Below are 26,452 nucleotides of genomic sequence, written 5' to 3' on the forward strand. Positions count from 1 at the left end.
TTGTTACACTAGCGCTGGCATAAGTATGCTATCAATGACGTGGATAACGCCGTTGTCGGCGAGGATATCTGCTTGGAGAACCTTAGCATCATTGACTTTGAAGCCACCGTCGATTTTATCAATTCCGACAATGCCGCCCTCAACTGTTTCAGCGGAATCTAGTTCAACCAAGTTGTCGGTTCTGACATCGCCAAACAGGACGTGATAAGTCAGAATTTTCTTGAGTTTGGGGATGTCTTCCATCCAAGAAGTGATGGTGTCAGAGGGAATCTTGGCAAAAGCTTCATCGGTGGGTGCGAAGATGGTGAAGGGGCCAGGACTTTTGAGAATATCTAATAAACCAGCAGCTTCAACAGCACTCAGCAGGGTTGTGAAAGATTCGGCGTTGGCGGCAGTTTCTAGAAGGTCAGCCATGTGTTTTGATGATTTCTAAGTATGTGTCCTGTTTAGGGATACAGGTTAGAACAGCAAGAGCGCATCTTTCTGGAGTTGCAAGTGAGAGTGAACTAGCGCACACCTATCGGAGTACCGATTAGGCGTGGGCTTCTGTACTCACGGGGGAGTGCCAAAGATTAGACTTTCGTCCCAGCTTTGGTCTTACCTCCCCTCCTACAGCAGAGACGGCTGAACCATCCGCCTTGAGCATTCTGATTCCCTCTGCTCTAATATTTATCGCTGCGTTTCCATCTCGGTCATGATGAGTGGCACAGTGAGGACAAGTCCACACCCTCACATCTAGCGGCATCTCACATCTCTGGTAGAAACAATTAGAGCAAAGCTTGGAACTGGGGAACCATCTATCAATTTCAACCAACTTTGCACCTGAGCGTTCTAGCTTGTAGGCTAAAAAGTTAGTGAATATTCCCCATCCCACGTCAGATATTGCTTTGGCCAAATTGTGATTGCGAACCATGCCCTTGACATGAAGGTTTTCTACTATGACAGCTTGGCTATCGCTGACCAACTTGTAACTAAGTTTATGTAGAAAATCTTGCCGCGAATTGCTAACTCGTTCGTACACTTTGGCAACAACTTTCTTGTATTTATTTCTGGAGTTACTTCCTTTTTGTTTACGGGCTAATTTTTGTTGCTTGCGCTTTAGATTATTTTCGTGTTTGGCAAGATGCTTTGGATTGTCGTATTTAGACACTTTTTCGCCGTCAGTAACGACTGCAAAATGTTTTATTCCTAAATCAATCCCGTAGATTTTTCCCAGATAATTAGACAGGTTTTCACCTTCCACCGTCGGGCGTTGTCCGCCAGTGCTAACAGTCAAAATAGAAGCAAAGTATTTCCCAGACGGAGTTTTACTAACAGTAACCGTCTTGATTTCTCCCTCAATAGGTCTATGTATTTTGGCTTTGACTATCCCGATGTTACCGGGTATTTTCACATTGCCATCTACAATCTTGACGTTTTGAGGATATTGAATTGACTGTTTACCGTGCTTAGATTTGAACTTAGGAAACCCAGCACGTTTGTCAAAAAAGTTTTTGTATGCCGTCGTCAAGTTGAGGGTTGTCGCTTGTAAAACTTGACTATAACATCCTCCTAACCATTTAGTTTCTTCGGCTTTTTTGAGAGTGGGTAGAAGTGCATTGAGTGCTGAACGCCCAAGTCCTTTACCCGTTTGCCCATAAGTCTCAATCGACTTATTCAAAGCATAATTCCACCACCAACGGGCAGAACCGAATGTTTGAGCTAATTGTATTTGTTGCTCTTTGGATGGGTATAAACGAACTTGCACTGCTTTGTGTAGCACTCAATATCACCTCCTTGGTTCGCTGATTCTACCACAATATATAATTTGCGATAAAGTCTCCGACCGAAATATTTGGGGATTCCTCATCGACCTGTTTGGTGGTTCGGCTATGCCTCACATCGGTCAGAGGTCAATTCCTCATCCCCCGCCTTATATCCCGCCACTGATTCGGAGTACCGAATACAGTGGGGGACTTACGGCGATTAAGTTAAATTGGTAGCGATCGCAACCACCATAGCCCGTACCCTAGAAGGGTGGAACCGCGCAAACAAAGCCCGCCTGCGCGGGCTTTGTTTGTTTAGCCGTGACTTTATAGCGTTTCTCAGTTGGGTGGAATATATCGCGGTTGTTTTGTTTTCGCCACCTTGGTAGGGACATGGCAATGCCCATTGGTGTCAAATTAAGCCCTGGCGACTGGAAGTCGCGGCTACAAAAACGAAGTCCGCCTGCCTTGGCTGACGAAATATCAAGGTTCTTTTAACCCGCGCAGGCGGGTTTTGTTTGTGTAGCTGCGGTTTCAACCGCCAAGCTAACGTTAAGTTGACGCTGTAGGGGCATTGCCATGTCCCTATAGATGTATCGCACCCGATGGAGAATTGCTTTAGTAGTCGGCGCAATAACTCAACTACTCGAACGAATACCGCGCTGCTGGAGTTGCTGAATAAAGAAGTCTTCCAGGGAGGGACGAGAGAGGTTCATGGCAATTAGCTGGGCGTTCATGATGCGGAGGCTAGCGAGAAACTCTTGGGGTTCGCCTTTTAAATGACCGTACCAACCGTCATGGTCAAATTCTAGATCGGGTACCCAGCGTTTGAGTATATCCAGGTTGCCGCCTTTGCCTTTGACGTGGTAGGCTTCGGCTGTGCCGAGGAGGTCGTTGAGGGAACCGCCGCAAATTAATTCACCTTGGGCAAGGATGGCGACGCGATCGCATATTTGCTCGACTTCCGCCAAAATGTGACTATTGAAGAAAATTGTCTTGCCTTGCTCTTTGAGAGATAAAATAATCTCTCGCATCTGGTAACGCCCCATCGGGTCGAGTCCAGACATCGGCTCATCTAAAAATACCAGTTCTGGGTCGTTGATTAATGCCTGAGCCATGCCAACTCGTTGTAGCATCCCTTTAGAATACTGACGCATCTGCTTCTTCCGGGCGGAGGCTTGGGCTAAACCAACTAAGTCTAGCAGTTGGGGGATGCGCTGACGTTGCACTGAGGCGGGGATTTGAAATAACCCGGCGGCAAACTGCAAAAACTCCCAACCTGTGAGAAAATCGTAAAAATAGGCGTTTTCCGGGAGATACCCGATGCGTTGCTTAACGATGCGATCGCCTACAGGTTTTCCCAGCAAGAATCCCCGCCCAGAAGTCGGGCGCACAATCCCCAGCAGCGTCTTCAACAGGGTAGTTTTTCCGGCACCATTTGGCCCAAGCAAGCCAAAAGTTTCTCCCTGATACACTGTCAGAGTGCAGCTTTTTAAGGATTCGATTTTTTGATTCATCCAGAAGCCAGTACGATAGACTTTTCGCAGTTGAGAAGTTTGCACCACTGGTTCGCGGTTGACAGTAACGAGTTCCCCTGGTTTATCGACAACAGTATCCATATCTATATCAACGACATATCGCATTCTCTACAATATTATTGATTCCCTATTTTGCGGACTTTCCTATCAGTCTGGAATGATCGGTGATATCAGTCCTCGACCTGTTATATTTCTTAGGGATAAACTGGGCGGATGCTTATCTTAACTGAAGCCGAGTTTCGAGAATCGGCAGAATCCTCGCTGCGTCTGGTTTTTCTGAACGACGACCCGTTTAACCAGCGTTTTGCACCGAATGTCCCGGCGCGAAGGATAATCTACGAGTATTTCTACCACATAGAACCGCCGCTCATAGATGCTGTAGTTGCGGCGGCTTCCAGTGTGGGAGACACTGCTTGTTACCTCTCAAATCTATGGCGTAATAAAAAACAAACCGAACGCCCCAATCACTGGTATATCCCTTTTTCTGAGATTTCAGCTTACATAGCAGCCGATGACAAAGTGTTTAACAATGCTTTGACTTCGGAGAATGTTCTCTACTCGCCTCAAGGAAAATGGGGAGTTATGATGTCTCACGAGCATCACGGTTTACTGGCTGGGACGCACGAGTTTATGGAAGAAATTGGTCAGATGATACCAGACCTCGATCGCCAGGTGTATGGGTTCCTAGATTATTGGAAATTCTGGTATAGCCAAGGTACCAGTGCTGATGTAACTTGGCTACGGGGATTATTAACGCAGATTTACGGGCGAGAAACAGCAAAAACCATGTTGCGAGAAGCAGGCTTAAAGTCTATCTGGCGAAAATACAGTTCTGAACTTCCATTAACTTAGACTGGATTTAGGAGTATTTAACAAAAGAGAAACTAATGGATCGTTCAAAAATAGTTGCAATTGTCGCTGGGGCGATTTCTATAACTCTAGCTCTTGCCTACCTGCTGCTGGTACAGTTGCTAGACTTCCGGCGGGAGATGATACCCGCACCTGTAAGTATAGTGCCGCAAGCAGTGCAAGTTGCCCAAATACCAGTCGATTTGGGTGTAGAAATCTCGTCTACACCGTCTCTACAACCGGAAGGTAATGTCTAATCGCAGTTACGGCATCCTGGGAACGGGTGCCTTGGGCGGGTATTACGGTGCTAAACTGCAACGTGCGGGGCTGCATGTGCATTTTTTGTTGCACAGCGACTATGAACACGTTTGTCAGCATGGTTTAGTTGTGGAGTCTCCAGACGGAGATTTCACCCTGCCTCATGTAAATGCTTACCAAGATGCTGCTAAGATGCCACCTTGTGATGTGGTAGCGATCGCTCTCAAAACTACGCAAAATCATCTTTTACCTCAGATGCTACATGTTGTCAAAGATGATGGCGTTGTCTTGGTTTTGCAAAATGGTCTGGGTGTTGAGGCGGAAGTTGCCGAAATTGTGGGTTCGCAACGTGTCATCGGCGGGTTGTGCTTTCTCTGCTCTAATAAGGTAGGCGCAGGACATATCCACCACCTTGACTATGGCGAGATTAAGCTTGGCGAATATACGCCCGATTATAGTCCCGGCGGGATAACTGGGCGAATGCGTCAGATTGCCAATGACTTTGAAAATGCTGCTATCCCTATCCAACTGGCTGAAGATTTGCTGCTGGCGCGTTGGCAGAAACTGGTCTGGAATATTCCTTACAACGGTCTTTCTGTGGTTCTCGATGCTACCACAGATGAGTTGATGGCGGATAGTCACACCTGTGCTTTAGTTAAGCAATTGATGGATGAAGTCGTGACGGGTGCTAAAGCGTGTGATCGCATTATCCCAGATAGCTTTGTGCAAAAGATGCTTGATTACACGCTGAAGATGAAGCCGTACCGCACCAGCATGAAAATAGACTACGACGAAAAGCGACAGATGGAAGTAGAAACCATGTTTGGCAACCCCCTGAGAATTGCTAAAGCTGCGGGTGTTGATTTGCCGCAAATCGCTATGCTTTACCAGCAGCTAAAGTTTTTGGATGCTAAAAATTGCCACGATTAGAGATTTTCTTGAGCAGACAGATTTCCATTATTTAATCGTACATTATTTTCCGAATAAGACAAGTATTAAATAATACTTAATTATGAAAAAACAGCCTTTGGAAAATCCTATTTTTACTGTCGAAAGCGTTCTGTCAAAAGCAGAGTGTGCCGAGTATATCGCCTTGAGCGAGAACATTGGCTATACTCCTGCTGGTCTCACTGTAGGACAGGATGAATACCTAATGGCTCCATCAGTCCGAAATAACGATCGCGTGATTTTGGATGATGAAGAGCTTGCAGCAAGTTTGTGGTGTCGTGTGGAAACTTATGTTCCCAGGATCGATAACTGGTGTGCAATTGGGCTTAATGAGCGCTTGCGATTCTACCGATACGATCCGGGTCAGCGCTTCGCACCCCATCGCGATGGTAGTTATTGGCGAACAAACGGCGATCATAGCCAATTGACTTTTATGATTTATCTAAACGAAGACTTTGAGGGAGGTGAAACTCGGTTTTTCTCACCCTACGTCTCTATAGTTCCAAAAATGGGTATGGTGTTGTTCTTCATCCATGAACTAAAACACGAAGGCGCACCCGTCATTCAGGGTCGGAAGTATGTTTTGCGGTCGGATGTGATGTATACGTATTGTGAGAAAAGGGAAATCGAGGGAAGTTGACTTTTAAAAAAGGCCGATGCTTTTTTCTACTTGCTCTGCCAGCAGTGGTTAAATTACCCCCTGTTGGTAAAAAATACTCCGATAACAACTAAGGCACCTCCCAAGAGCAGAGTAGCAGTTAGTTGCTCATTTAATAAAATAGCGGCTAATAAAATAGCAGATACTGGCACCAAATTGATGAAAACTGAGGCTTTGGCAGCACCAATTGCTTGAACACCCTCGTAGTACCAGTTAAAGCCAACAGCAGAACCCAAAAAGCCTAAATAGAAAACTCCTAACCAAGCTGTCAGAGAAATTTGACCGAAGTTTTGAGCCAGTCCTTCCATCCAAGCTGGAAAAAACAAAGCGATCGCTCCAATTACACAAGCATAGGTGCTTGCAGCCAGAGGAGAAAGTTCTTTCATGGCTAGTTTGCCGATAAGCGTATATGCCACCCAGCTAAAGACACAGCCAAGTAGAAAGACTTCTCCCCAACCTAAATTGCCAGCTAGGAAGTTTAGCAGATTGCCTTTGCTAATCACTACTGTCGCACCTAGCAGGGACGTGAGAATCCCAGTTAGCTTCAAGGGAGTGAGTTTTTCTTTGAAAACAATGGCAGAACAAAGGGCGATAAAGACCGGGTTGAGTGCAACGATTAAAGCAGCGCGGCTGGCAGTTATAGTCTTAAGACCTAGAAAAAAGAAGGCATTATAAGCGAAAACTCCAGTTAAACCGAGTAAAACAACTTGCAGGATTTGCTGTGGCTTGAGTTTGGGTAAACTACCTTCTTTGTGGGTAAACAAAAGCAGACAAAGGGATGCGATCGCAAAGCGACAGAACGCTACTGAAAATGGTTCCATGCTTTGTACTACGATTCTTCCGGCAATGAAAGTGCCACCCCAAATCAAAGCCGTCAACGCCAGCTTTACATAAACTATCATCGTGAAAACCCATTACCTGTTATTGATGATGCTGGTCTGATTCAGGTTCATGTTGTGGTTCTTTAGCTTCTGTCAAAGGTTTGACGACGCGGGCGATCGCTTCTTGTACAAACGCCTTCACAAACTCATCTTTGCGATTGAGTTGAAACTGTCGCTGCACAACTTCGGTAATGCCGCCGTCACCCCAATCTTGATCGTGGCGGAAGTATTCAATGGAACTTTTACCAGCAATGCGGGTGAGGTAAGCTGCGGTAATGCCTTGAATTGCTTTTCCAATCGGATAGGCGGCGACACTGAGTTGCAGTACCCTGGAGAGCAATTCTATCGCTCCTTGAACTATTCCCAAACTTGCCAAAGTTTTCCCCAGAGAAAGCGCTAATTCGCGCCCGCGATCCATATTCAGTTCGCAACCGTAAATTTTGCCAATTTCTACCACCATTTGGGCATTTACGGCAGCAGTTGCCAACAAATCTACCACTGGCAAGGGAGTAACCGCGATGACACCTGCACCAATCCACTGATAACGTTCTACTATTTTGTCCGCTTGTCGGCGGCGCTGGGTATCAAGTAGTCGTCGCGCTTCTTCTCCCAGTCGCTGAGATTGCAGTAATATGTTGTCTGCTACCAAGTCTTCACCTTCGGCGCGGAGAACAATTGCCATGCGGCGGATTAAAGGCATGACATCGGGTTCGGGTTGGAAGGTTTCTCCGGTTTCCAATTTTGCTGGTTGAGGATTGGCAGAAATTGCAACGACATCAGATGTGGAGATAAATCCGCGTACTCTTTCTCGGAGACGGGCGAGTATGGTTTCTTTGTCGGTTTCTCTGTAAAGATCGGTTTTATTGAGGATAAGAAGCGATCGCTTGCCAATTTCCGCTAAAGTTCGCAGCGGTTGATATTCCGATTGTCGCAAGTCATTATCTACCACAAATAGCAATAAATCGGCTTCCGTTGCCAATTGTCGCGCCAGTTGTTCTCGTTGCGTTCCCGCCACACCCGCTTCTAAAATTCCTGGCGTATCCGTGACCAGAATTTCCCGATTTAATCCTTTCAACTTGAGAACGTAAGTTTCCCCTACCTCTGTTGTACCCATTGGCGCGTCTACTCTGCCCACCATGCGCCCAATTAAGGCATTTACCAGAGAAGTTTTACCAGCGGAACCCGTACCAAAGACGACTACCAACAGTTCCCCACGAGACAAGTTTGCCTCAATTTCGCGCGATCGCTCTAGTAAAGCTTGCTTAGATACCTCATCCTGAATTTGCGCTACCTGCTGGCGCACAGCTTTAAGAGTTTCCTCAGCTGCTTCCGTCTTCGCTTCCGGAACTTTCGGAAGTCTGCGGCGTGATGAGCGTTTTGGCTGCCCAAACAAATTTACATAATATATAAATGCGCCAATTATCGCCCCCAATAACACAATCACCAACAATAACAGCAGATTCGCCAGCAGGGGGGCTGTGAAGGAAATTTGAATATAAAGCCGATATAGAGAGTTTATCAGCCACAGCATCAGCCCCAGGATTAAACTGAGGCCAACTAATAGCGTTAATAAGCGCGACAAAGGCATGAAGAAGTTTGGTAATTTACTTTAAATTTTAGGGAAACAGCGGCGCAATCAGAGCTGTCAGGAAAGCAAATTCAGAATCTACACGGATCTTCTTGCCACACCGTACTGCCATAATAAGCCTGAAACTCAAAAAGCGGGTTATAGTATCAAGCATTTCCCTGGGCAAATAGTCGGTGGTGATGGGTGTTGAATAGGGGATGACTTGTGAAAACATGACGCTTGCTAAGCAACTTACCCGGTAAACATACCTTCGTATCGCTCACAGGAGTAAAATCGTGACTTCTAAGCGTGACACCAGAGAGACTCAGCTACCCTTAAGCAAGTGGATCGCTCAGTTGAGTCGTCGCCTAAGTATTAGTAACAAAATCAGTTATGGATATGCGCTTACCCTTGGCATTGTTGTTGTAGGAACAACTGCCGGATTTACCATTGGAGATTCCTTTGAGCGAACGGCTAAAGAGCAAGAAGAACACGCTCACCAAGAAATACGTCTTCTGCATCGCTTGCAAACGGGCATAATACAGGCACGAACGCATCAACAACAGTTCATCCCTTTGATGGATGAACCAGAAAAATTCCAAGAAGAATATTCGCATTTTCTGCACCATGCCGCTGAGATTACTAAAGTATTTCTGGAAGTCAAATCTTTTGAAGAGCGTACCCCTTTTAAAGACGATCCCAATACTGAGGATATAGAACAGTTTCTGCACACCTACGAAGATGTGCCAGAAGTTTACTTTCAGCAGATAAACCAACTTTTAAAGCAAATCGATCCGCTTAATATAAAGTCAGGGGAAATTGATGCCGCCCAAAAACTACTTTTGAAGTTTACGAATAGCTCTGTAGCGCTTAAATTTGATGGTTTCTCAGATGATTTAACGGAGCTAATTCAATCGGCTTATCAGCAGGATGGAAAAGCACAGACTGCCCTAATTGCTGCGGAGACAATTCGAGTGCAGATCATTGCCACAAGTATATTTTTATCAATTGTATTCGCTGCCCTTTGCGCTGTTTTTACGAGTCGCGCGATCGCGCATCCTATTCTAGCAGCAACCGATGTTGCTGAGCGCGTCACCAAAGAAGCAAATTTCGACTTGCAAGCACCAGTAACAACTAAAGACGAAGTTGGGGTATTAGCCACTTCCCTAAACCAGCTAATTCAACAAGTCAAGCACCTTTTAGAAGAACAAAAAGCTGCCACACAAACCCAGCTGCTTCAGAGTGAAAAAATGTCCAGTCTCGGAAGAATGCTGGCGGGAGTTGCCCACGAGATAAATAATCCCGTTAACTTCATCTATGGCAATATCATCCATGCTAGTGAATACATTGACGAACTGATATCACTGCTAGAAACCTATCAAAAGGAGGTTTCTAATCCTTCCCCAAACATTCAACAGCAAGCCGATGAAATTGATATTGAATTCCTTAAAGAAGACTTGCCTAAGCTATTGCAATCAATGAAATTTGGAGCAGAACGTACTAGGGCAATTGTTCTTAGTTTGAAAGATTTCTCTCGCTTAGATCAGACAAAAGCCACCTTTGTAGATTTGCACGCCTGTATCGATAGTACACTGCTAATTCTAAACCATCGTCTCAACAAGGAAATCGCGGTACAGAAAAACTACGGCGATATTCCCCCAATTGAAGGTTATACAAGTTTGCTATATCAGGTATTTATGAATTTGCTGAGTAATGCAATTGATGCTTTGGAAGAAGTAAAAGGGTTGCAGGAAATAGTCATCTCCACAGAACTCATAGACAAAGACTGGGTTAAAGTAAAAATTTCTGATAATGGTTCTGGCATTGCTCCAGAAAATCAGGGGAAAATATTTGATACTTTCTTTACAACGAAACCGAGAAGCGTTGGCACTGGTTTGGGTTTATCGATTAGCTATCAGATTGTCGTAGAAAAACATGGCGGTAAGTTGAACTGCCTTTCCCTAAGTGGGAAAGGCACAGAGTTTGCGATCGCTTTACCCGTCAAACATGAACCTAATAAAGCACCAGCTTAAGCAATTATCTGCTATTAGTTAGAGGCGATTGCCTCCGAAAAGTGAGAAATTTGAAAAGGTGAAAACTCAGTACAAAGAAAGATTATGGGACTTTTCGACCAAATTTTGAATGCCATCGACGATCCGAATCAAGCAGCCAGTCCGGGACAGATGTCTGGTATTTTCAATACCGTGCAGCAGGTGAGTAATAGCTACGGTGCCGATCCTTCATCCGTTCAATCTGCCATGTCGATTGTCGGAAACTATGTTCGCTCTGCTTTACAGCAAAAGCAAGCTACCCAAGGCCCTGACCAAGCGGAAGCCTTCGTCAATCAATATAGCGGGTCTTCTCCCAACCCTCAAGCCGTAAACGCCCTTTTTGGTGCTTCTCAGGTGCAGCAAATCGTCCAAGCAGTTTCTCAAAGGACAGGATTGAATGCTGGCATGATTCAGCAGATGCTGCCAATTTTGGTTCCCTTGGTGCTAAATTTCTTACATACTGGCTCCCATACTCAAAGTGGGCGCGGGTCTAATCCTGTGCTGAGTGCCTTCTTGGATGCTGACAGAGATGGGGATGTCGATATCTCTGATGCCATGAGCTTAGCCGCTCGCCATTTCATGCGATAGTCAGGCGATGGTAAGGTAGCGATTGTCTGGAATGTCAATCCCGCAGGAGGCTAACTGCTTCTATTCTTCTGGCTTTTCCTCAGAACTAGGACGCCGGATGTAAGCATCCCTTGGTTTACCATACCGTTGTCGCTTTTGTGAACCAATCTTAGGTTGCTCCTCGGCTTTTTCTTCAGGAGTTTTTGCAGGGCTTATCTGCGGTGCTACATCATCTTTGGCTCTTGACCAGGAAACTACCCAGCCTCCAGCCAAACCACCAATCGCCCCAATAAAGATACTTAAAGGTACTGGGTAGCCCAGCAAGGAAAAGCTAACCAGGAAAAATAACCAATACTTCAATGCCGAGGAAAAACCCGCTGAGATTCGCGCAGTGCTTTTATTAGTCATTAGTTATTAGTTCACGGCTAATGGCTAATAGCTAATTGCTAATGGTAATTGACAGTTATATCCGGGAAGTCGCAGGCAAGATGCCTGCGCTAGTATTAGCAATTAGCTATTGAGTGCTAACTAATTTAATTGTGACTCCCAATCTTGGGTTGTGTCTAAAGTTTTCACATAAGGTTGTTCGGACTCGGTGAAGGGTTCAGCTGCGGCTTGTTGTTTAGTCAGTAGGTCAGCGGTAGCATCAGAGACATCTCCCGTGCGAGAGGAAACGCGACCTTGGCAAACTTCCATTGGTGCGGTGCAGTGGAGAATTGAAAGAGGCAGCTGGTGGGAATTAGCCCCAGCGATCGCATCTTGTCTCAACTTCTTTTTATCGTACTTTGCATCGAGAATCACCGACCAGCCAACACTTGCCAGCTTAATTCCCAATTCCAACAAGCGGCTGTAAGTCTTCTCAGTCATTTCGGCTGAGTAAAGGTCTGCTCCGCCTTGCTCGTCCAATGGTACGCCCGCAAGGTGTTTTCTCACCGCATCCGAGCGAATGTGAATTGCCCCCGTGTGCCGCGCTAGGTGACGCGCTACGGTACTTTTACCAGAACCTGATAGTCCTGACATCAAAGTTAGTTTCCCTTGGCTGGAGCCGCTTTGAGCGGCATACGCCGGGGACGGCGATCGCGTATATTCCCAAGCCAGCTGATAGTATTTCGCCGCTGTCACCGCAGCAGCTTCCTTATCGGCTGCGGGAACAGAGGGATCATCCAACAAGAAAGAAGTCACCTTAGCTCTGACATAGGACTGACGGCTCAAGTACAAAGGTAAAACCTGCAACCCTTCCCAATCGCCAATCTGCTCCACATAAGTATTTAGATAGGCATTGCCCAGGTCAGGACGCGATCGCGCATCCATATCCATCACCGCATAAGCAATGTCAAACATCACATCCACAAAGCGGAAAGGTTCATTAAATTCAATGCAGTCAAACAACAGAATTTTGTCTTGCCACAAACAAATATTTCTTAGATGCAAATCCCCGTGGCATTCCCGAATCCAATTATTTTTAATTCTACTGGCAAAAACTTCTTGACCAGAGGCAAAAAATTTATCTGTATACTGCTGAGTTTCCTCGTAATGTTCCTGAGTTTGAGGGCCACCAATATAACTGGCAGTTTGCCGATAATTCTCATCAATCGCATCGCGAACCTGGGGAATTTCGCCAAACTTGCGAATATAATCATCCGTATGGGCTTTTTCATGGAATTGGGCAACAATCCGCCCCAAATCTTCCATATATTTTTCCGTCAGTTCGCCCCGCTCAAACATATTGCTAAATAGCCCTTCCTGCGGAAACTGGTGCATTTTTAGTACATATTCTACTGCATCAGTACCGCCCAATTGATATTTTTCCCCAGCCTGACTAATCGGCAAAATTTCCAAATAAATTTCCGCTGCACCGCGCTGATTCAGACGAATTTCTTCCTTACAAAAATGGTGCCTCTTCTCCAAAGTCGAGTAATCCAAAAAGCCAAAATTCACTGGCTTTTTAACTTTATAAACATAATCGCCAGTCAACAGCACATAAGAAACGTGGGTTTGAATCAGTTCAATTGGTTCTATCACGGGGTGCGGATAAAAACCTGGTTGCAACATCTGCTGAATCAAAGGGGGAAAAGAAGTCTCAGTCATATTTGTTGTGTTTTTAGCGTCTTAGCGGTTAAAAAAAAGCCAGGGGTTAACCCCTGGCCATACAGATTAACGAAAACTGAGATTTTGCACCAGTATCAAATCGAGGTGCCTCAATATTCTCATTCCTGGGCTGAGCCTGGGAACGAAAGCTGGGAGGTGCCTCCCCCTGGTTGCGAATGGTGCAAGATGTCAGAAAAACCAACCTCAATTATTCGGATTCAGTTGCCTCTTCAGCATCTGTCGCTTCAGGGGTGATTTGCGGCGGGAGAACGCTGACAATCACTTGATCTGGCTCGCCTGAAGCTGTAACGCCTGGAGGCAAAACCAGTTCATTGAGATGCAAGGCATCCCCAACCTGCATATTAGAGACATCAATTTCAATGGAATCTGGAATGCTTTCAGGCGCACATCGCACCTGAATTTGTGTAAGCACGGGGTCTAATAAGCCGCCTTCTTGCTTGACACCAGCTGCCTCTCCCACAAAATGCAATGGCACCTCAACATCCAGGTCGCCATGAGCAGCGACCGCAAAAAAACTGAGGTGGTAGAGAGAGTTTTTCCAGGGATGTTTCTGGACTTCTTTTAGCAGCGTCTTACCACTCCAAGAGATTTCAGGAATGTTGAGATCGATCAGAGTGTTGTTAACAGACGACTCTCTGAGTAAGACTTCAGCCTTTTTGACAGGCATGGTCAGGGAAAGGGATTCAGTTCCTTGGTGACCGTATAAAACTACTGGGATTAACCCACTGCGACGAAGCGCATTTGGTTTGCTGCCTTCGGGTCGCTTTTGACATTCAACTGTAACTTGCATTTTCGTGGTTTGTTAGGTGTTCAGGGGAAAAAGCTAATTGCTAATCGCTCATAGCTAATTGCTAATTGGTGAAGTCTTCCGATTAGCCATTAGCTATTAGCCATTAACTATTACCTATGTGATGTCACGGGTGTGCCATTGGCGTGTAACAGCGCCCGCTTGGGACCGTGGATCGGATCTTCTACTATAATCGTTTGATCGCGACTAGCGCCGAGAGAGACGATCGCAATCGGGACATCCATCAACTCTGCTAGGAATTTCAGGTAAGAAAGTGCCTCTTTGGGTAAGTCTTCCAGAGTGCGGCACTCAGCGGTGGATTTTTGCCAACCGGGGAGGGTTTTGTAAATCGGCTGACAATTGGCAAAGTGACGGGCGTTGCTAGGAAAATCTTTCGTCGTTTCGCCATCAATCTCATAAGCGACGCAAACTTTGATTTCCTCTAGTTCGTCCAATACGTCCAGCTTAGTGATGGCCAGACAGTCCAGACCGTTAATGCGGACAGCATAGCGACCAATCACAGCATCAAACCAACCGCAGCGGCGTTTGCGTCCTGTTGTGGTGCCGAATTCAGCACCGCGATCGCATAACATTTCCCCTACTACTCCATCCAGTTCTGTAGGAAATGGCCCTTCTCCCACTCGTGTTGTGTAAGCTTTCGCCACCCCAATCACGCGGTCAATCATTGTCGGCCCTATGCCAGTTCCCACGCAAGCTCCACCTGCAACTGGGTTCGAGGACGTAACGTAAGGATAAGTCCCGTGATCCAAGTCTAAGAGCGTTCCTTGAGCGCCCTCAAACAGAATATTTCGCCGCCGCTGAATGGCATCGTAAATTTTCAGGGAACTGTCTACCACATGGGGACGCAAACGCTCAGCGTACTCTCTGTACTGAGCAATCACCGTCTCTGCATCCAACGGCGGTAAATTGTAAAGCTTTTCTAAAATGACGTTTTTGTACTCAATCGTCCAGCGCAGTTGCTTTTGCAACCCTTTTGGATCCATCAAGTCTAAAATTCTAATTCCCGTTCGCTCCGACTTATCTGCGTAAGTCGGGCCAATACCGCGCCCGGTCGTGCCTATTTTATGAGTACCCCGACGCTCCTCGGATGCCTGGTCAATCATCCGATGATAAGGCATCGTTACATGGGCAGTCTCGGAAATCAGCAGATTCCGGGTGGAAATATTCAGAGCTTGCAACTGATCGAGTTCTTGTATCAGCACCTGCGGATCGATGACCGTACCACAGCCAATAATGCACTCGGTGTCAGGATACAAAATTCCAGACGGAATCAGGTGCAGCTTAAATGTCTGACCCTGCACCACAACGGTGTGTCCAGCATTGACACCCCCTTGGTAACGTACTACGACATCTGCTGACTTGCTCAGTAAATCGGTTATCTTACCTTTGCCTTCATCGCCCCATTGGGCGCCAATCACAACTACGTTAGCCAAGGGTTTATTAAAAGTGCTAGAGTTTTCACAAATTACAATTATTAACAGATAGTGATATCGCTGTCAATACAAAGTTAACAATTCGCAGTCAAGGGTCTGCCTTGATTAAATGCTCGTTAACGAAGCTCTTGGCGGCTCTGCCTCCCGATTCTTGTTGCTTGTGTTGCAAAATGTCAAGCTCATATCAACTAAACCGCAAACGACTAAATAGAAGAGAATCAAATGTCTTTATATGCTGAACTACACCGCCATCTAGGCGGTTCGGTCGTACCTCGCGTTCTCTGGCGATATTTCCATCGCAGCGATCGCGAGCTGGCGCAACGCTTTCCTGAGTATCCTGAGTTTGAGGAATTTTACACGCGCCCCCGCAATACTCTTGATGAGTATTTAGAACTGCATACGCTGGTAGAAAGTGTCCAAACAGCCCAAACGCTGCCTTACTTTATCTATCGGCTGATTCGGGGTGCTTACATTTTTGAAAATCTGGCATATTTGGAGTTGCGCTATACGCCTTATCTCCGAACACCAGACCATTTGAGTCAGTCAGAACGGATTGAGAAAATGGCGGAAATTGTCGATATTGTAGGCATTTCCAGCCGAGTGCCTGAGTATCCAATTGTCACCAGCCAAATCTTGTGTATGCACTCGCGGTTGCCTTATGAGGTGAACCGGGCGATTGTTGACTTGGCTTCCCAGGCTAAGGAGTATGTATGTGCGGTAGATATTGCCGGGGGAGATGCCCACGTAGCCGAGCGTTTGGATGAATTTGTGGGATTGTTTGAGTATGCGCGGAGTCTTGGCATTAAAACCACCGGACACCTGTTTGAAACTTCATCTGGCTGTTATCCCCAACTGCTACCTTATTTGATGCGAATTGGTCACGGCATCCAAATTCCCCTAAAATATCCAGAATTACTGCCCGAAGTGGCTCAACGCAATCAGTGTTTGGAAGTTTGCCCGACCACATACCTGAAAACAGGCACGCTGGAAGATATGCGCCAACTGAAGCTGGTTTTCGACCGCTGTTTTGACGCTGGGGTAGACATCGCCATCTGCACCGATAATGCTGGCTTGCACAACGTGCGTTTGCCCTTTGAGTATGAAAATCTGCTAACTTTAGATGTGATTGGTTTTGAGCAGTTGCAAGCTTGTCAGGAAGCAGCTTTCCGCCATGCCTTCGCTTGGCCTTACGCTCAGCGTCCCGCCTCTATTTTGACAGGGTTGCTGCAAACTGAATCCGGCGATACTTTAGCAATTGGTGGGTAGGAAAAAGACCTAACCCTTAGCCCCCTTCCCTTTCAAGCGAAGGTGAAATTAAAGCCCCTCTCCTTTTAGGAGAGGGGTTTGGGGAGAGGTTAACACCCTTGTAGGGAAGAAGTAATCATTGGAAAGAGGAACAGACAGAATTAGCGTCTTCTGCCGCTTGAACCGAAACCCCGACTGCGGCTAGGAGCGCGCGATCGCCCACCACTGCCAAAACTTGGGCTTCTCTCGGCACGGCTGGGAGTAGATCTATTAGAACGGCGCAGAGTGCTAGTACCGTAACCTGATCCTGTAGCCCGACCGCTTCCGGTTGCAGGTGTTCGGCGCACCGTTGGTTGATTGTAGGAAGGCGATCGCAAGCGTCCAGTAGTCCGGAGAACTTGACGATTGCGTACAGCTGGTGGCGGCGCTTGGTAGCGAGTTTGGTATTGCTGAACCGCTTGCCCATAACTGCTGCCATAGCCGCCGTAGCCTCTGAGAATGCCTCCTGGTTGGTAAACTGGCGGCACATAGTAACGCGGAGAAAATAACAAGCTGCCCACAGCTTGACCAGCCAATGCTCCCGCAAAAGGAGTCCAAAAGCTAGGTTGCTGACGCACGACTACGGTTTGGGGTTGACCTGTTTGTGGGTCGGTTCGAGTTTCGGTAACGTTGTGAATGTATTCAATTTTGAAGTCTTCTGGTATGTGTAGAGATGCCTGACCGTTATCCATCTTCAGATAACCTTTTTGTCCAGACTTAATTTCTTCGTCGGTCAGACGAGCCATCTGCAAATCTGTATTGCGATAAACAGACGGCGTGCCAGGAGGGGTATTGAGCAACATTACACTATATTCCCCATTGGCATCATTGTAAGTAGCCTGTTGTACGGGATATTGTCCCTCACTTAATCGAGTTTGAGTGGACGTTGTGTTGAAATCCCGATTTTGAGATTGGGTAGGAGGAGGTGTTGGCGCACCACAAGCCAATGTGGTGAAACACAACGTCATGGTCATTAAAAAGATGGTAAATTTTCGCAACATAAACCGGGATAACAATTTGGGATTTTCGATGCAAGGATTTTGGATTTATAAATTTTTATTTTTAAATTTGGGATTTTGGGTAAATTGTTATACTCAACAATCTATAATTTTTCCCATCCACCCCAATCTAAAATCCAAAATCGATTAGAGGGGAATCAGTTCTGGAAAATACTCCAACAGTTGATCGCTTGTCAATTCATCGCCCAACTGTGCCGGAGAGAAATGAACTTGAATAGCCCGCAATTTTTCCTGATAGTGCAGATTTACCAAGGCTTTTAAACCTTGTTTGAGCGCATCAATATTTGCCAGGTCAGTTTCCAATTGCGGTACTTCACCCTCGTAAGCCACTGTAATCATTACAATCAAGTTCCGGGTTACAGGCAATGATAACGGTTCATTTCCCCTGCTAGGATTTTGACTGAAATCAGGTTCGCTTAGATAGCGTTCGGCAGAGTCAGTGAATAGTTCATTCACATAGTCTCCGGCTTCACCTTCATCCCAGAAAACATCGCCTTCATTCGCTGCTGATTGCCAGTAAGTATCGTTTTGTAATAAATTCTGGCAAATTTCAACCAATCCTTCCCCTAAGATTGTAATGTCGCCGTCGGCTTCGACTGCCTCCCTAGCGGCACGATTGAGAACTCCCAGGAGAGGCGCAACCTCTGCACCTGCTAGGTGGATAAATATACGACAGACCGCAAAGCGGGTTTTGCCACTGATTCGATTAAAGCGATCGCGCCAAGAAGAAGTCATGACTTGCCACCAACTGCAAACAATACTCACCTGAGTATATTTTCTACTTTAGGGGGCGCGTCGCCGATAGCCTTCTACCAAGAGAAGTGTTATGGGGTTTGATAGTTGGGTGCGTTAAGGGGGATCGTTTGGCTAGAATTTCCAACTCATAAGGGTTACTGACACGCTGACACCTTCTGCTTTAGGATTCTGGTACACCTGGATACTGCTACTCTCAAATTCATCCACAGCAGCAAGTCCTTGGCACAAATCAGGTGTTCTGACTCCAGTTGCAGGGGTAAAGTAAGCCTGCGATCGCTTGTAACTCTGGGAAATAATTAAAAGGCTGGTTTAGCAAGACCAAAAGATCGACATTGCTGTCTGCGATCGCTTGGTTACGAGCCATTGAACCATAAACAATCAAACCAGCCAAGCGATCGCCATAGTAATCTGCTAAAACTTTTTTACATTTTTCTAAAAAATCACTCTTTTGTGCTTTGGCACTAATTCAGATTCATTGTGTATAAAAAAAGATAACTTAGATGCGGCACCAATAAGGTTATTTCATATATATTCAACATTTTAGCCTATTGATTTACGTGTTTCAACGGATAGAGAAATGTAAAACATATTGATATTTTAAGGTGAATGCAGCAAACCAAACACATTGGGGGATTTGTGTCTGATACAGCCTCAGACAGGAACTTGATTGATCTGAATGTATTGCCTCAAGATACTTGCGAACAAAGTAAAGATGTACTGGGATTATCTGACATCTCTTTAAAAGGCAACGTTTGGGAAAAGCACCGAGCCAATGCAGATATAGTTTCTAAACACTATGCTGGGGCTGGAGATGGTAGCTTCAATCGCTATGCTTATCGGGTGAGTACCTGTTCCGAGTGGCTGGAGTTTCGATTAGTGCCACCATCGGAAGGTTCTCTCAAGTTTAAGCTATCAAATACTCGATTTTGTCGGGTTCGTCACTGTCCGGTTTGTCAGTGGCGGCGCAGTCTCATGTGGAAGGCGAAGGCTTACAAAATTCTCCCGAAAGTTGTCACTGATTACCCTAAATACCGCTGGCTTTTTATTACTCTGACCGTAAAAAACTGTCAGATTGAGGATTTACGGACAACTTTGGATGGGATGAACAAAGCTTTTAAACGATTGACTGAATTGAAGGCATGGCCTGCAAAAGGTTGGATAAAGTCTGTAGAGGTTACTATGGGTCGGGATGGGGTATCTGCTCACCCACATTTACATATTTTGGCACTGGTGCAGCCTTCATACTTCAGTCATGGCTATCTATCGCAGGCTAAGTGGGTAGAACTTTGGCAGCAGTGCTTGCGGATAGATTATAAGCCAGTTATCGATGTCAGAGCGATCGCTAAGCATCACGACCCTACGCTGCTAATCCCTGAAATCCTCAAGTATCAGGTGAAAGAGTCAGACTTGGTAGCAAATCGGGAATGGTTTCTAGAGTTGACCCGCCAGTTGCATAAAACGAGAGCTGTTGCTCTTGGGGGTTTACTGAAGCAGTATATGCGGGATTTGGAGTCGGTACACCAAGACCTCATTAGGGAGGATGAAGAGAGTAATGAGGTTGACGAGGGGAGTTTGTATTTCAGGTGGGAAAGAGAGTTGGAGAAGTACAAGATAGAGGGATATTAGAGATTAGTCAAGATAGTTGCTATCAGGGAGATAGGGTGGTTTAAGGCGACTAAAGAACGTAGAAGCCGATTTTAGAAGGTAGAGAGTATAAGCGGCATGACGATGGTGGGGATATAGGGTTGCAAGGCGCAGGTACTCAGAAACAGGAGCAATAAACCAATAAACTGTTCCAGAAGGGTAAGGGGTTACATCAAGAATGTGAATAGTATGCGAACGAAGGAACTGAGGGGTGGTTGTGAAGGAGCGAGGAACAAAAAGACGACCAACAGGAACACCAGAAAACTTATGAGAATTAACAAGAAATTCGGGAAACATAAAAACCTCATCCGAGAATTCAAAAGCAGCAATAGCGCTTAAAAAACCACAAAAAAGCATCCCAAAATAAACCGGAATGCAGTAAAGCATCAAGAATTCGCGAAAGGGGAAAAAATTGAAAGGAAAATACCTAATAAGACTTCCCCTCCCTTCCGGCGCGGCAGCGCACACCACCATCTCTTGGGAAAGCGAGTAATAGCAACACAGAGACTTCGATGTTTTCCGGCGCGAGCCGGTTGTCTATCAGCGAAGCGAGTAATCCGAACTAACATCAACCAAAGCTAAGCGAAGCGAGTAATCCCAACTGACAACCTAGCTGGGGAGTGCCGAAGAAGCTAGATGTGAGTTGCGAGGAGGATAACTTAACTAGAAACTGAGAAATAACGGCGGTGATGAAGTTGTAAAAGAGGAGTAAATAAATAAAAAAAACTATAAAAGCAAATAGACCCTGGCGAATTACATTCGCGGCTACACAAACAAAGTCCGCCTGCGCGGACTAATAAATTTTAACCCGCGCACCATTCGGGTAATGCCAGGTTAGCTGCGATTACCAACATCGCGAAGTTACAAAAATGAGATGCACCCGAAGCGATCGCGTCAATCATTCATTCATTGTGTCAAAATCGGGAAACACTCTAGATAAATCGAGAGACAAATCAGGGAAACCTGGTAAAGTAACAATAGTATTAGATAGAAAAATTTGCTTGCTGGCATAACCAAAGTTGCCTTGCAAGTCTTGATAAGGTTGACTATAAACTTCTAAGCAACTTGCTACTAAATTGAATATCCAGTAGTCAGAAATTCCAGATTCAGCGTAGAGAGATAATTTCACTTCCTGGTCATACTTAAGCGTAGAATCCGCAACCTCAGCTACGAGTAAAATATCAGATGGACTGGGATGCCCCGATAAATAACGATCTGGACGATAACGTGCAATTACTAAATCGGGTTCAGGTTCGCTATTAGGAGGTAGGATTATTGGTTCTCGTCCTCGGACTATTGCTTGTCTTTGCAATAAAAACGTGACTTCGCAAACCAAACTTGTATTGCAAACGGTGTGGGGGGTTCCTTTAGCTACCATTTGCATCAGTTCTCCCTTGATTAACTCTAGGCGGTCATTTTCGGTGAGGAACCCCAATTCAATGAGGCGATGATATTCCTCTAAAGTAAAACGTTTAGGAGTAACAGTGGTGATAGTAGCCATAAGGCAATTAGTGAGAGATTGCGATCGCATTTAACGACCAGTTTACCTTGAACAATTTTGTCGCTGATACGCCAACTGGGTTGCTAACCTGATCGCTGCTTTCATCGAAGTAGCATCAGCAATTCCCTTACCAGCAATATCAAAAGCTGTACCATGATCCGGTGAGGTGCGGATAAAGGGAAGACCGATAGAAGTATTAACCGCACGGTCAAAAGCCATCAGTTTTACTGGGATTAAACCTTGGTCGTGGTAAAGTGCAAGATAACCATCATGAGCAGATGAAATGCCACCAAACCAGGCTTGACCAGGCTTCACCCACATGGTATCTGGGGGAATCGGGCCGTCGAGTTGCAGGTGCGGACGTTTTTGGCGTTCTTGTTCTAACCAAGGAATTAACCAGTCTATTTCTTCTCGTCCGAGTTGTCCTTGTTCGCCGCTGTGGGGATTTAAACCCGCGATCGCAATCTTTCCCTTTTCTATCCCAAAATCTTCCCGCAAGCACTTGTCCAGTAAATCTAGTTTCGCGGTCATCAACTGCGGTGATAATGTTTCGGCAACTTGACAAAGTGGAATATGTGTAGTAGCAAGTAAAGTGCGGAGCGTCCAGCCAGTATGAGGCGATCGCGCTACAAACAGCATTCCAAATTTATCAACACCAGCGCGGATGGCTAAAAGTTCAGTTTGACCGGGGTAATGATGTCCAGCAGCTTTCCAAGCAGACTTGGCGATAGGTGCAGTGACGATGGCATCGAACTCGCCGGAAAGAGTGCGTGCGATCGCAGTTTCCATATAAGCAAAACTTGCGGCACCACTGGCAGCATTTCCAGTACCAATCGTAATTTCCGAATCCAGCGGCACATCGATAATAGATAACTCTTTAGTCTGCGAAGGCAGGCTTTGTTCAGATAGCGGCGACTTCAGTCCGGCTTGCAACAGCGCAGAGGTGCCAACCACTGTAATATGGCAATCTTTAGTGACATCCGGATCTGCCAGCGCCTTTAGCACCACTTCTGGCCCAATTCCGGCTGGATCTCCCAATGTTACAGCCAACCGGGGACGAGTTTGCTGTTGTGTGAAATTGGTTGAACTTTTTGTAAAGAAACTTGTCACAGCTTTCAGTTTAAAATACGACTAACTTTAAATTCACCAACGTTGGAGTTTGCAAGCAATGACCGAAGAGATTGTCAAGGCAGCTATATTGTCCTTTTCCTTGATTTTAGTGGGTCTGGGCATGGGCTTTTTGTTACTCAAAATCCAAGGCGGCGAAAACGAGTCCCTATAGGGGAAAATTCTTCATTCGCACAAAAGGCGACACGCTTAAAGCCGCGTGTCGCCTTTTGCGGTACTTGTTTAATTTTATAACTCGCCTGTGGCATTGCCATGAGGCGAAAATTTCCTGTTTTTACAGTGGGGAAAAGCACAGATAGCCCGTATGTTACGCGATCGCATCCGTCGTGCCATTGATCCCAGCTTCCCGGCTTTTGTAAACTTTCTTAGAGTTAAACCAGAGATTTCTGATAACATCTTATAGAAAGATTAAGATTCCTTACTAATTTATCTAGATGACTGTATTAATAGTCGGTGCCACCGGCACCTTAGGAAGACAGGTGGCTCGTCGGGCAATAGAAGAGGGCTATCAAGTACGCTGTATGGTACGGAGTGCTAAAAAAGCCGCATTCTTAAAAGAATGGGGCGCTGAACTTGTACCAGGCAACCTCTGCGAACCTGAAACCCTCAAAGCTGCCCTCAGCGGAGTAAACGCTGTGATTGATGCAGCAACTTCTCGCCCCACCGACTCCCTGAGTATGAGACAGGTAGACTGGGATGGCAAAGTCGCACTGATTCAAGCAGCAGGGGCAGCGGGTATTGAGCGTTTTATCTTCTTCTCAATTTTGGATGCCGAAAAGTACCCCAATGTGCCGCTGATGGAAATCAAGCGGTGTACAGAACTTTTTTTAGCCCAATCAGGATTAAATTACACAATTTTGCGACCAAGCGGCTTTATGCAAGGGCTAATTGGTCAATATGCAGTGCCGATTTTGGATGGGCAAGCGGTGTGGGTGACGGGTGACACCTCTCCGATTGCCTACATGGATACTCAGGATATCGCTAAGTTTGCAGTTGCAGCTCTGCGGCTTCCGGAAACAGAAAAGAAATCTTTTCCAGTGGTCGGATCTCGTGCGTGGGGTGCATACGAAATCATCCGCTTGTGCGAACGACTTTCGGGGCGGCAGGCAAAGGTGTCGCGGATGCCTCTGGGTTTACTACGTGGGGTTCGTTCCACTGCCCGCTTTTTTGAATGGGGCTGGAATTTAGCTGATAGACTAGCTTTTGCCGAAGTTTTGGCTAGTGGCAAGCCGCTAAGTTCCTCGATGGATGAAGTTTACCCTGTCTTCGGGATAGACAAAGAGGAAATCACAACCTTAGAAGCTTACCTGCAAGACTACTTTAGTCGAATTTTGAAAAAACTTAAGGAAATAGATTACCAAACATCCAAAAATAAAAAGCAGAAGAAAAAGATGCCTTTTACATTCTGAGCTAAATTTACAGCAGTAGGGTGGCATTGTCCACCATACTAATTACCAATCCCAAGTTAGTTGCTTACTTGTTAATTTTTAGTTATTAGATAACTAAAAACCAAGATAAACAAATAGCAAATAATGAACCATTACCGGACTCGAAGCGTGCCTAAAGCAGGGATTATCTACAATGACATCAAACCTGTAGCTTGTCGTGCGGCAGTGGAGTTGAAAGACAAGCTGGCGGCAGATGGTTGGGAAGTTTGCATGGCAACGGGTTCCGGTGGGATTTTGGGTTACTCTCGACCGGGTGGTCCAGTTTGTCATACACCGATTGATTCGTTGGCTCCCCCTGGATTTGATGCCGAGATGTCCTTTGCGGTGGTGTTGGGGGGAGATGGCACAGTGTTGGCGGCATTTCGCCAAGTGGCACCCTGCGGGATTCCCTTGCTGGCAGTAAATACGGGACACATGGGTTTCTTAACTGAAGCTTATGTGAACCAGTTGCCGGCCGCCCTGGAAATGTTGAAGACAGGGGAATTTGAAATTGAACAACGGGCGATGCTGTCGGTGCAGCTGTTTCGGGATGATTGCCTGTTGTGGGAAGCGCTTTGTCTGAATGAAATGGTGATTCACCGTGAACCGTTGACGAGTATGTGCCATTTTGAAGTGGTAATAGGTCGTCATGCGCCTGTGGATATTGCGGCAGATGGTTTGATTATCTCTACTCCGACTGGTTCGACGGCTTACTCGTTGAGTGCTGGAGGGCCAGTGGTGACACCAGGGGTGCCGACTCTACAGTTGGTGCCGATTTGTCCGCATTCGCTGGCATCTAGGGCTTTGGTGTTTGCTGATAGCGAAACGGTGACAATTTTCCCAGCTAATTCTAATCCACTGGTGATGGTAGTCGATGGGAATGCAGGGTGTTATGTGTTGCCAGAAGATCGGGTACAGATGCAGCGATCGCCTTATTCGGCTCATTTCATTCGCCTGCAACCACCTGAGTTTTTCCGGATTTTGCGGGAAAAACTCGGCTGGGGTTTGCCTCACATTGCTAAACCAACATCGGTTGAGTTGCCATAAAAGCTAATAGCTAAAGGCTCAGAAAGCCTTTAGCTATTAGCCTTTAGCAAAAGTTAACATAAATAAGCCGGAAAATCTCCAGCTTTCGGTATCCCCCCTCTGATAGACTTCTAACTGGAATCGCCAGATAAAACGTCGCCAAATCAAGCACTTGGGAGGACAGTCTTCGTGGAAAATACGCTGGGATTAGAAATTATAGAGGTAGTTGAGCAAGCTGCGATCGCATCGTCCCGATGGATGGGCAAAGGCGAAAAGAACACGGCTGACCAAGTAGCCGTGGAAGCTATGCGGGAGCGGATGAACAAAATTTATATGCGGGGTCGCATTGTCATCGGCGAAGGCGAACGGGACGACGCTCCCATGTTGTATATCGGGGAAGAAGTTGGCATTTGCACCCGCGAAGATGCCAAAACTTTCTGCAACCCAGATGAATTGATGGAGATTGACATTGCCGTTGACCCTTGCGAAGGAACCAACCTGGTTGCCTACGGTCAAAATGGTTCAATGGCAGTGCTGGCGATCGCTGAAAAAGGCGGTTTGTTTGCAGCTCCTGACTTTTACATGAAAAAGCTGGCAGCTCCGCCAGTGGCACGGGGTCATGTAGATATTAACAAGTCTGCTACCCAAAACCTGAAAATTCTCTCTGAGTGTCTGAACCGCTCGATTGAGGAACTGGTGGTAGTAGTGATGGATCGTCCTCGTCACAAAGAGTTGATTCAGGAAATCCGGCAAGCTGGTGCCAGAGTGCGCCTGATCAGCGATGGTGATGTCTCTGCTGCTATCTCCTGCGCCTTCTCTGGTACTAATATCCACGCTTTGATGGGAATTGGTGCTGCACCAGAAGGCGTTATCTCAGCCGCCGCCCTGCGCTGTCTGGGTGGACACTTCCAGGGTCAATTGATCTACGATCCAGATGTGGTGAAAACAGGCTTGATTGGGGAGAGCAGAGAAAGCAACATTGCGCGACTCAACGGGATGGGTATCACAGACCCAGACAAAGTTTACAACGCTGACGAACTAGCCTCTGGCAAGACGGTTCTGTTCGCAGCTTGTGGCATTACCCCTGGAACACTCATGGAAGGTGTCCGGTTCTTCAAGGGAGGAGCAAGGACTCAAAGCCTGGTAATTTCCAGTCAGTCGCGCACGGCTCGGTTTGTGGATACTATCCATATGTTTGAAGAGCCAAAGCAGCTGCAATTGAAGTAAGACGTTAATGACTAATGGCTAATGGTTA

Annotated in this window: 28 protein-coding genes and 1 pseudogene; 13 read left to right on the forward strand and 16 right to left on the reverse strand. The window is 46.2% G+C overall.

Features of this window, described 5'->3' with window-relative positions; all coding sequences use genetic code 11:
* Positions 1-3: 3 nt before the first annotated feature.
* Both H6F63_RS16180 and H6F63_RS16185 read right to left on the reverse strand, forming a co-directional pair.
* On the reverse strand, positions 4-414 hold the full coding sequence (locus H6F63_RS16180) for a fasciclin domain-containing protein (RefSeq protein WP_190444023.1): 411 nt from the start codon (positions 412-414) through the stop codon (positions 4-6).
* 118 nt (positions 415-532) lie between these two features.
* On the reverse strand, positions 533-1,762 hold the full coding sequence (locus tag H6F63_RS16185; RefSeq protein ID WP_190638600.1) for an RNA-guided endonuclease TnpB family protein: 1,230 nt from the start codon (positions 1,760-1,762) through the stop codon (positions 533-535).
* Here H6F63_RS16185 and H6F63_RS16190 point away from each other — a divergent pair.
* Positions 1,752-1,982: a hypothetical protein gene (locus tag H6F63_RS16190; RefSeq protein ID WP_190638601.1), complete on the forward strand. Its 231-nt coding sequence runs from the start codon at positions 1,752-1,754 to the stop codon at positions 1,980-1,982. The genes H6F63_RS16185 and H6F63_RS16190 overlap by 11 nt on opposite strands.
* A gap of 401 nt (positions 1,983-2,383) precedes the next feature.
* On the opposite strand, the gene H6F63_RS16195 is transcribed toward H6F63_RS16190, so the two are convergent.
* Positions 2,384-3,364 carry an ABC transporter ATP-binding protein gene (locus H6F63_RS16195; protein WP_190451479.1) on the reverse strand — a complete coding sequence of 327 codons (981 nt, stop codon included), beginning with the start codon at positions 3,362-3,364 and terminating at the stop codon, positions 2,384-2,386.
* Between the two features lie 132 nt (positions 3,365-3,496).
* On the opposite strand from H6F63_RS16195, the gene H6F63_RS16200 reads away from it, so the two are divergent.
* The 4 genes from H6F63_RS16200 (at position 3,497) to H6F63_RS16215 (ending at position 5,978) form a co-directional block, all read left to right on the forward strand.
* Positions 3,497-4,135 carry a hypothetical protein gene (locus tag H6F63_RS16200; protein WP_190638602.1) on the forward strand — a complete coding sequence of 213 codons (639 nt, stop codon included), beginning with the start codon at positions 3,497-3,499 and terminating at the stop codon, positions 4,133-4,135.
* 35 nt (positions 4,136-4,170) lie between these two features.
* Entirely contained in the window at positions 4,171-4,389 is a 219-nt protein-coding gene (locus tag H6F63_RS16205) for a hypothetical protein (protein WP_190638603.1), read from the forward strand.
* A complete protein-coding gene (locus tag H6F63_RS16210; RefSeq protein ID WP_190638604.1) occupies positions 4,382-5,320 on the forward strand; it encodes a putative 2-dehydropantoate 2-reductase in 939 nt (312 codons plus the stop codon). Before H6F63_RS16205 ends, H6F63_RS16210 begins: the two co-directional genes overlap by 8 nt.
* 82 nt (positions 5,321-5,402) lie before the next feature.
* A complete protein-coding gene (locus H6F63_RS16215; protein WP_190638605.1) occupies positions 5,403-5,978 on the forward strand; it encodes a 2OG-Fe(II) oxygenase in 576 nt (191 codons plus the stop codon).
* 53 nt (positions 5,979-6,031) lie between these two features.
* Here the strand turns inward: H6F63_RS16215 and H6F63_RS16220 are convergent, their stop codons facing one another.
* Positions 6,032-6,898, reverse strand: a complete 867-nt coding sequence (locus tag H6F63_RS16220; RefSeq protein ID WP_190638606.1) for a DMT family transporter — start codon at positions 6,896-6,898, stop codon at positions 6,032-6,034.
* Between the two features lie 19 nt (positions 6,899-6,917).
* Positions 6,918-8,465 carry a GTP-binding protein gene (locus tag H6F63_RS16225; protein WP_190638607.1) on the reverse strand — a complete coding sequence of 516 codons (1,548 nt, stop codon included), beginning with the start codon at positions 8,463-8,465 and terminating at the stop codon, positions 6,918-6,920.
* Positions 8,466-8,740: 275 nt separating this feature from the next.
* On the opposite strand from H6F63_RS16225, the gene H6F63_RS16230 reads away from it, so the two are divergent.
* Both H6F63_RS16230 and H6F63_RS16235 read left to right on the forward strand, forming a co-directional pair.
* Complete coding sequence (locus H6F63_RS16230; protein WP_199298075.1) at positions 8,741-10,477, forward strand: ATP-binding protein; 1,737 nt, start codon at positions 8,741-8,743, stop codon at positions 10,475-10,477.
* 75 nt (positions 10,478-10,552) lie between these two features.
* A pseudogene (locus H6F63_RS16235) lies at positions 10,553-11,083 on the forward strand (DUF937 domain-containing protein); the annotation flags it as partial.
* A 60-nt stretch (positions 11,084-11,143) separates the two neighbouring features.
* On the opposite strand, the gene H6F63_RS16240 reads toward H6F63_RS16235, so the two are convergent.
* The 4 genes from H6F63_RS16240 to H6F63_RS16255 all read right to left on the reverse strand — a co-directional run bounded on the left by H6F63_RS16240 (position 11,144) and on the right by H6F63_RS16255 (position 15,412).
* The gene (locus H6F63_RS16240) at positions 11,144-11,470 is read right to left on the reverse strand and encodes a hypothetical protein (RefSeq protein WP_190638609.1); all 327 of its coding nucleotides are present in this window, start codon (positions 11,468-11,470) and stop codon (positions 11,144-11,146) included.
* A gap of 120 nt (positions 11,471-11,590) precedes the next feature.
* Positions 11,591-13,150, reverse strand: coding sequence for an AAA family ATPase (locus tag H6F63_RS16245; protein ID WP_190638610.1), 1,560 nt, complete (start codon positions 13,148-13,150; stop codon positions 11,591-11,593).
* 208 nt (positions 13,151-13,358) lie between these two features.
* Positions 13,359-13,961 (reverse strand): 50S ribosomal protein L25/general stress protein Ctc, encoded by a 603-nt coding sequence (locus H6F63_RS16250; RefSeq protein ID WP_190638611.1) that lies wholly within the window; start codon positions 13,959-13,961, stop codon positions 13,359-13,361.
* A 110-nt stretch (positions 13,962-14,071) separates the two neighbouring features.
* Positions 14,072-15,412, reverse strand: coding sequence for an adenylosuccinate synthase (locus H6F63_RS16255; RefSeq protein WP_190638612.1), 1,341 nt, complete (start codon positions 15,410-15,412; stop codon positions 14,072-14,074).
* A gap of 222 nt (positions 15,413-15,634) precedes the next feature.
* On the opposite strand from H6F63_RS16255, the gene H6F63_RS16260 reads away from it, so the two are divergent.
* Positions 15,635-16,678, forward strand: a complete 1,044-nt coding sequence (locus H6F63_RS16260) for an adenosine deaminase (protein ID WP_190638613.1) — start codon at positions 15,635-15,637, stop codon at positions 16,676-16,678.
* Positions 16,679-16,818: 140 nt separating this feature from the next.
* Here H6F63_RS16260 and H6F63_RS16265 read toward each other — a convergent pair whose 3' ends face one another.
* The 3 genes from H6F63_RS16265 to H6F63_RS16275 form a co-directional block, all read right to left on the reverse strand.
* Entirely contained in the window at positions 16,819-17,697 is an 879-nt protein-coding gene (locus H6F63_RS16265; RefSeq protein ID WP_190638614.1) for a hypothetical protein, read from the reverse strand.
* Positions 17,698-17,841: 144 nt separating this feature from the next.
* A complete protein-coding gene (locus H6F63_RS16270; RefSeq protein ID WP_190638615.1) occupies positions 17,842-18,450 on the reverse strand; it encodes a DUF1517 domain-containing protein in 609 nt (202 codons plus the stop codon).
* 250 nt (positions 18,451-18,700) lie between these two features.
* Entirely contained in the window at positions 18,701-18,937 is a 237-nt protein-coding gene (locus tag H6F63_RS16275) for a nucleotidyltransferase domain-containing protein (protein ID WP_190638654.1), read from the reverse strand.
* A gap of 140 nt (positions 18,938-19,077) precedes the next feature.
* Here H6F63_RS16275 and H6F63_RS16280 point away from each other — a divergent pair, with 140 nt between their 5' ends.
* Positions 19,078-20,097 (forward strand): protein rep, encoded by a 1,020-nt coding sequence (locus H6F63_RS16280; RefSeq protein WP_190638616.1) that lies wholly within the window; start codon positions 19,078-19,080, stop codon positions 20,095-20,097.
* Positions 20,098-20,100: 3 nt separating this feature from the next.
* On the opposite strand, the gene H6F63_RS16285 is transcribed toward H6F63_RS16280, so the two are convergent.
* From H6F63_RS16285 to pdxA, 3 genes are all read right to left on the reverse strand, one after another.
* Complete coding sequence (locus tag H6F63_RS16285) at positions 20,101-20,412, reverse strand: hypothetical protein (protein WP_190638617.1); 312 nt, start codon at positions 20,410-20,412, stop codon at positions 20,101-20,103.
* Positions 20,413-21,013: 601 nt separating this feature from the next.
* On the reverse strand, positions 21,014-21,607 hold the full coding sequence (locus tag H6F63_RS16290; RefSeq protein ID WP_190638655.1) for a Uma2 family endonuclease: 594 nt from the start codon (positions 21,605-21,607) through the stop codon (positions 21,014-21,016).
* Between the two features lie 51 nt (positions 21,608-21,658).
* Entirely contained in the window at positions 21,659-22,726 is a 1,068-nt protein-coding gene (gene pdxA, locus H6F63_RS16295; protein ID WP_190638618.1) for a 4-hydroxythreonine-4-phosphate dehydrogenase PdxA, read from the reverse strand.
* Positions 22,727-22,784: 58 nt separating this feature from the next.
* Between pdxA and H6F63_RS16300 the strand changes: the two genes are divergently transcribed.
* Positions 22,785-22,898, forward strand: a complete 114-nt coding sequence (locus tag H6F63_RS16300; RefSeq protein WP_190426950.1) for a PetM family cytochrome b6-f complex subunit 7 — start codon at positions 22,785-22,787, stop codon at positions 22,896-22,898.
* Between the two features lie 74 nt (positions 22,899-22,972).
* Here H6F63_RS16300 and H6F63_RS16305 read toward each other — a convergent pair whose 3' ends face one another.
* Positions 22,973-23,140: a hypothetical protein gene (locus H6F63_RS16305; protein ID WP_190638619.1), complete on the reverse strand. Its 168-nt coding sequence runs from the start codon at positions 23,138-23,140 to the stop codon at positions 22,973-22,975.
* A gap of 38 nt (positions 23,141-23,178) precedes the next feature.
* On the opposite strand from H6F63_RS16305, the gene H6F63_RS16310 reads away from it, so the two are divergent.
* From H6F63_RS16310 to glpX, 3 genes are all read left to right on the forward strand, one after another.
* Positions 23,179-24,153: an SDR family oxidoreductase gene (locus tag H6F63_RS16310; protein ID WP_190638620.1), complete on the forward strand. Its 975-nt coding sequence runs from the start codon at positions 23,179-23,181 to the stop codon at positions 24,151-24,153.
* 147 nt (positions 24,154-24,300) lie between these two features.
* The gene (locus H6F63_RS16315) at positions 24,301-25,218 is read left to right on the forward strand and encodes an NAD(+) kinase (protein ID WP_190426940.1); all 918 of its coding nucleotides are present in this window, start codon (positions 24,301-24,303) and stop codon (positions 25,216-25,218) included.
* Positions 25,219-25,386: 168 nt separating this feature from the next.
* Positions 25,387-26,424, forward strand: coding sequence for a class II fructose-bisphosphatase (gene glpX, locus H6F63_RS16320; protein ID WP_190638621.1), 1,038 nt, complete (start codon positions 25,387-25,389; stop codon positions 26,422-26,424).
* Positions 26,425-26,452: the final 28 nt, after the last annotated feature.

Source organism: Trichocoleus sp. FACHB-40 (assembly GCF_014695915.1).
Classification (GTDB): domain Bacteria; phylum Cyanobacteriota; class Cyanobacteriia; order Cyanobacteriales; family FACHB-T130; genus Funiculus; species Funiculus sociatus.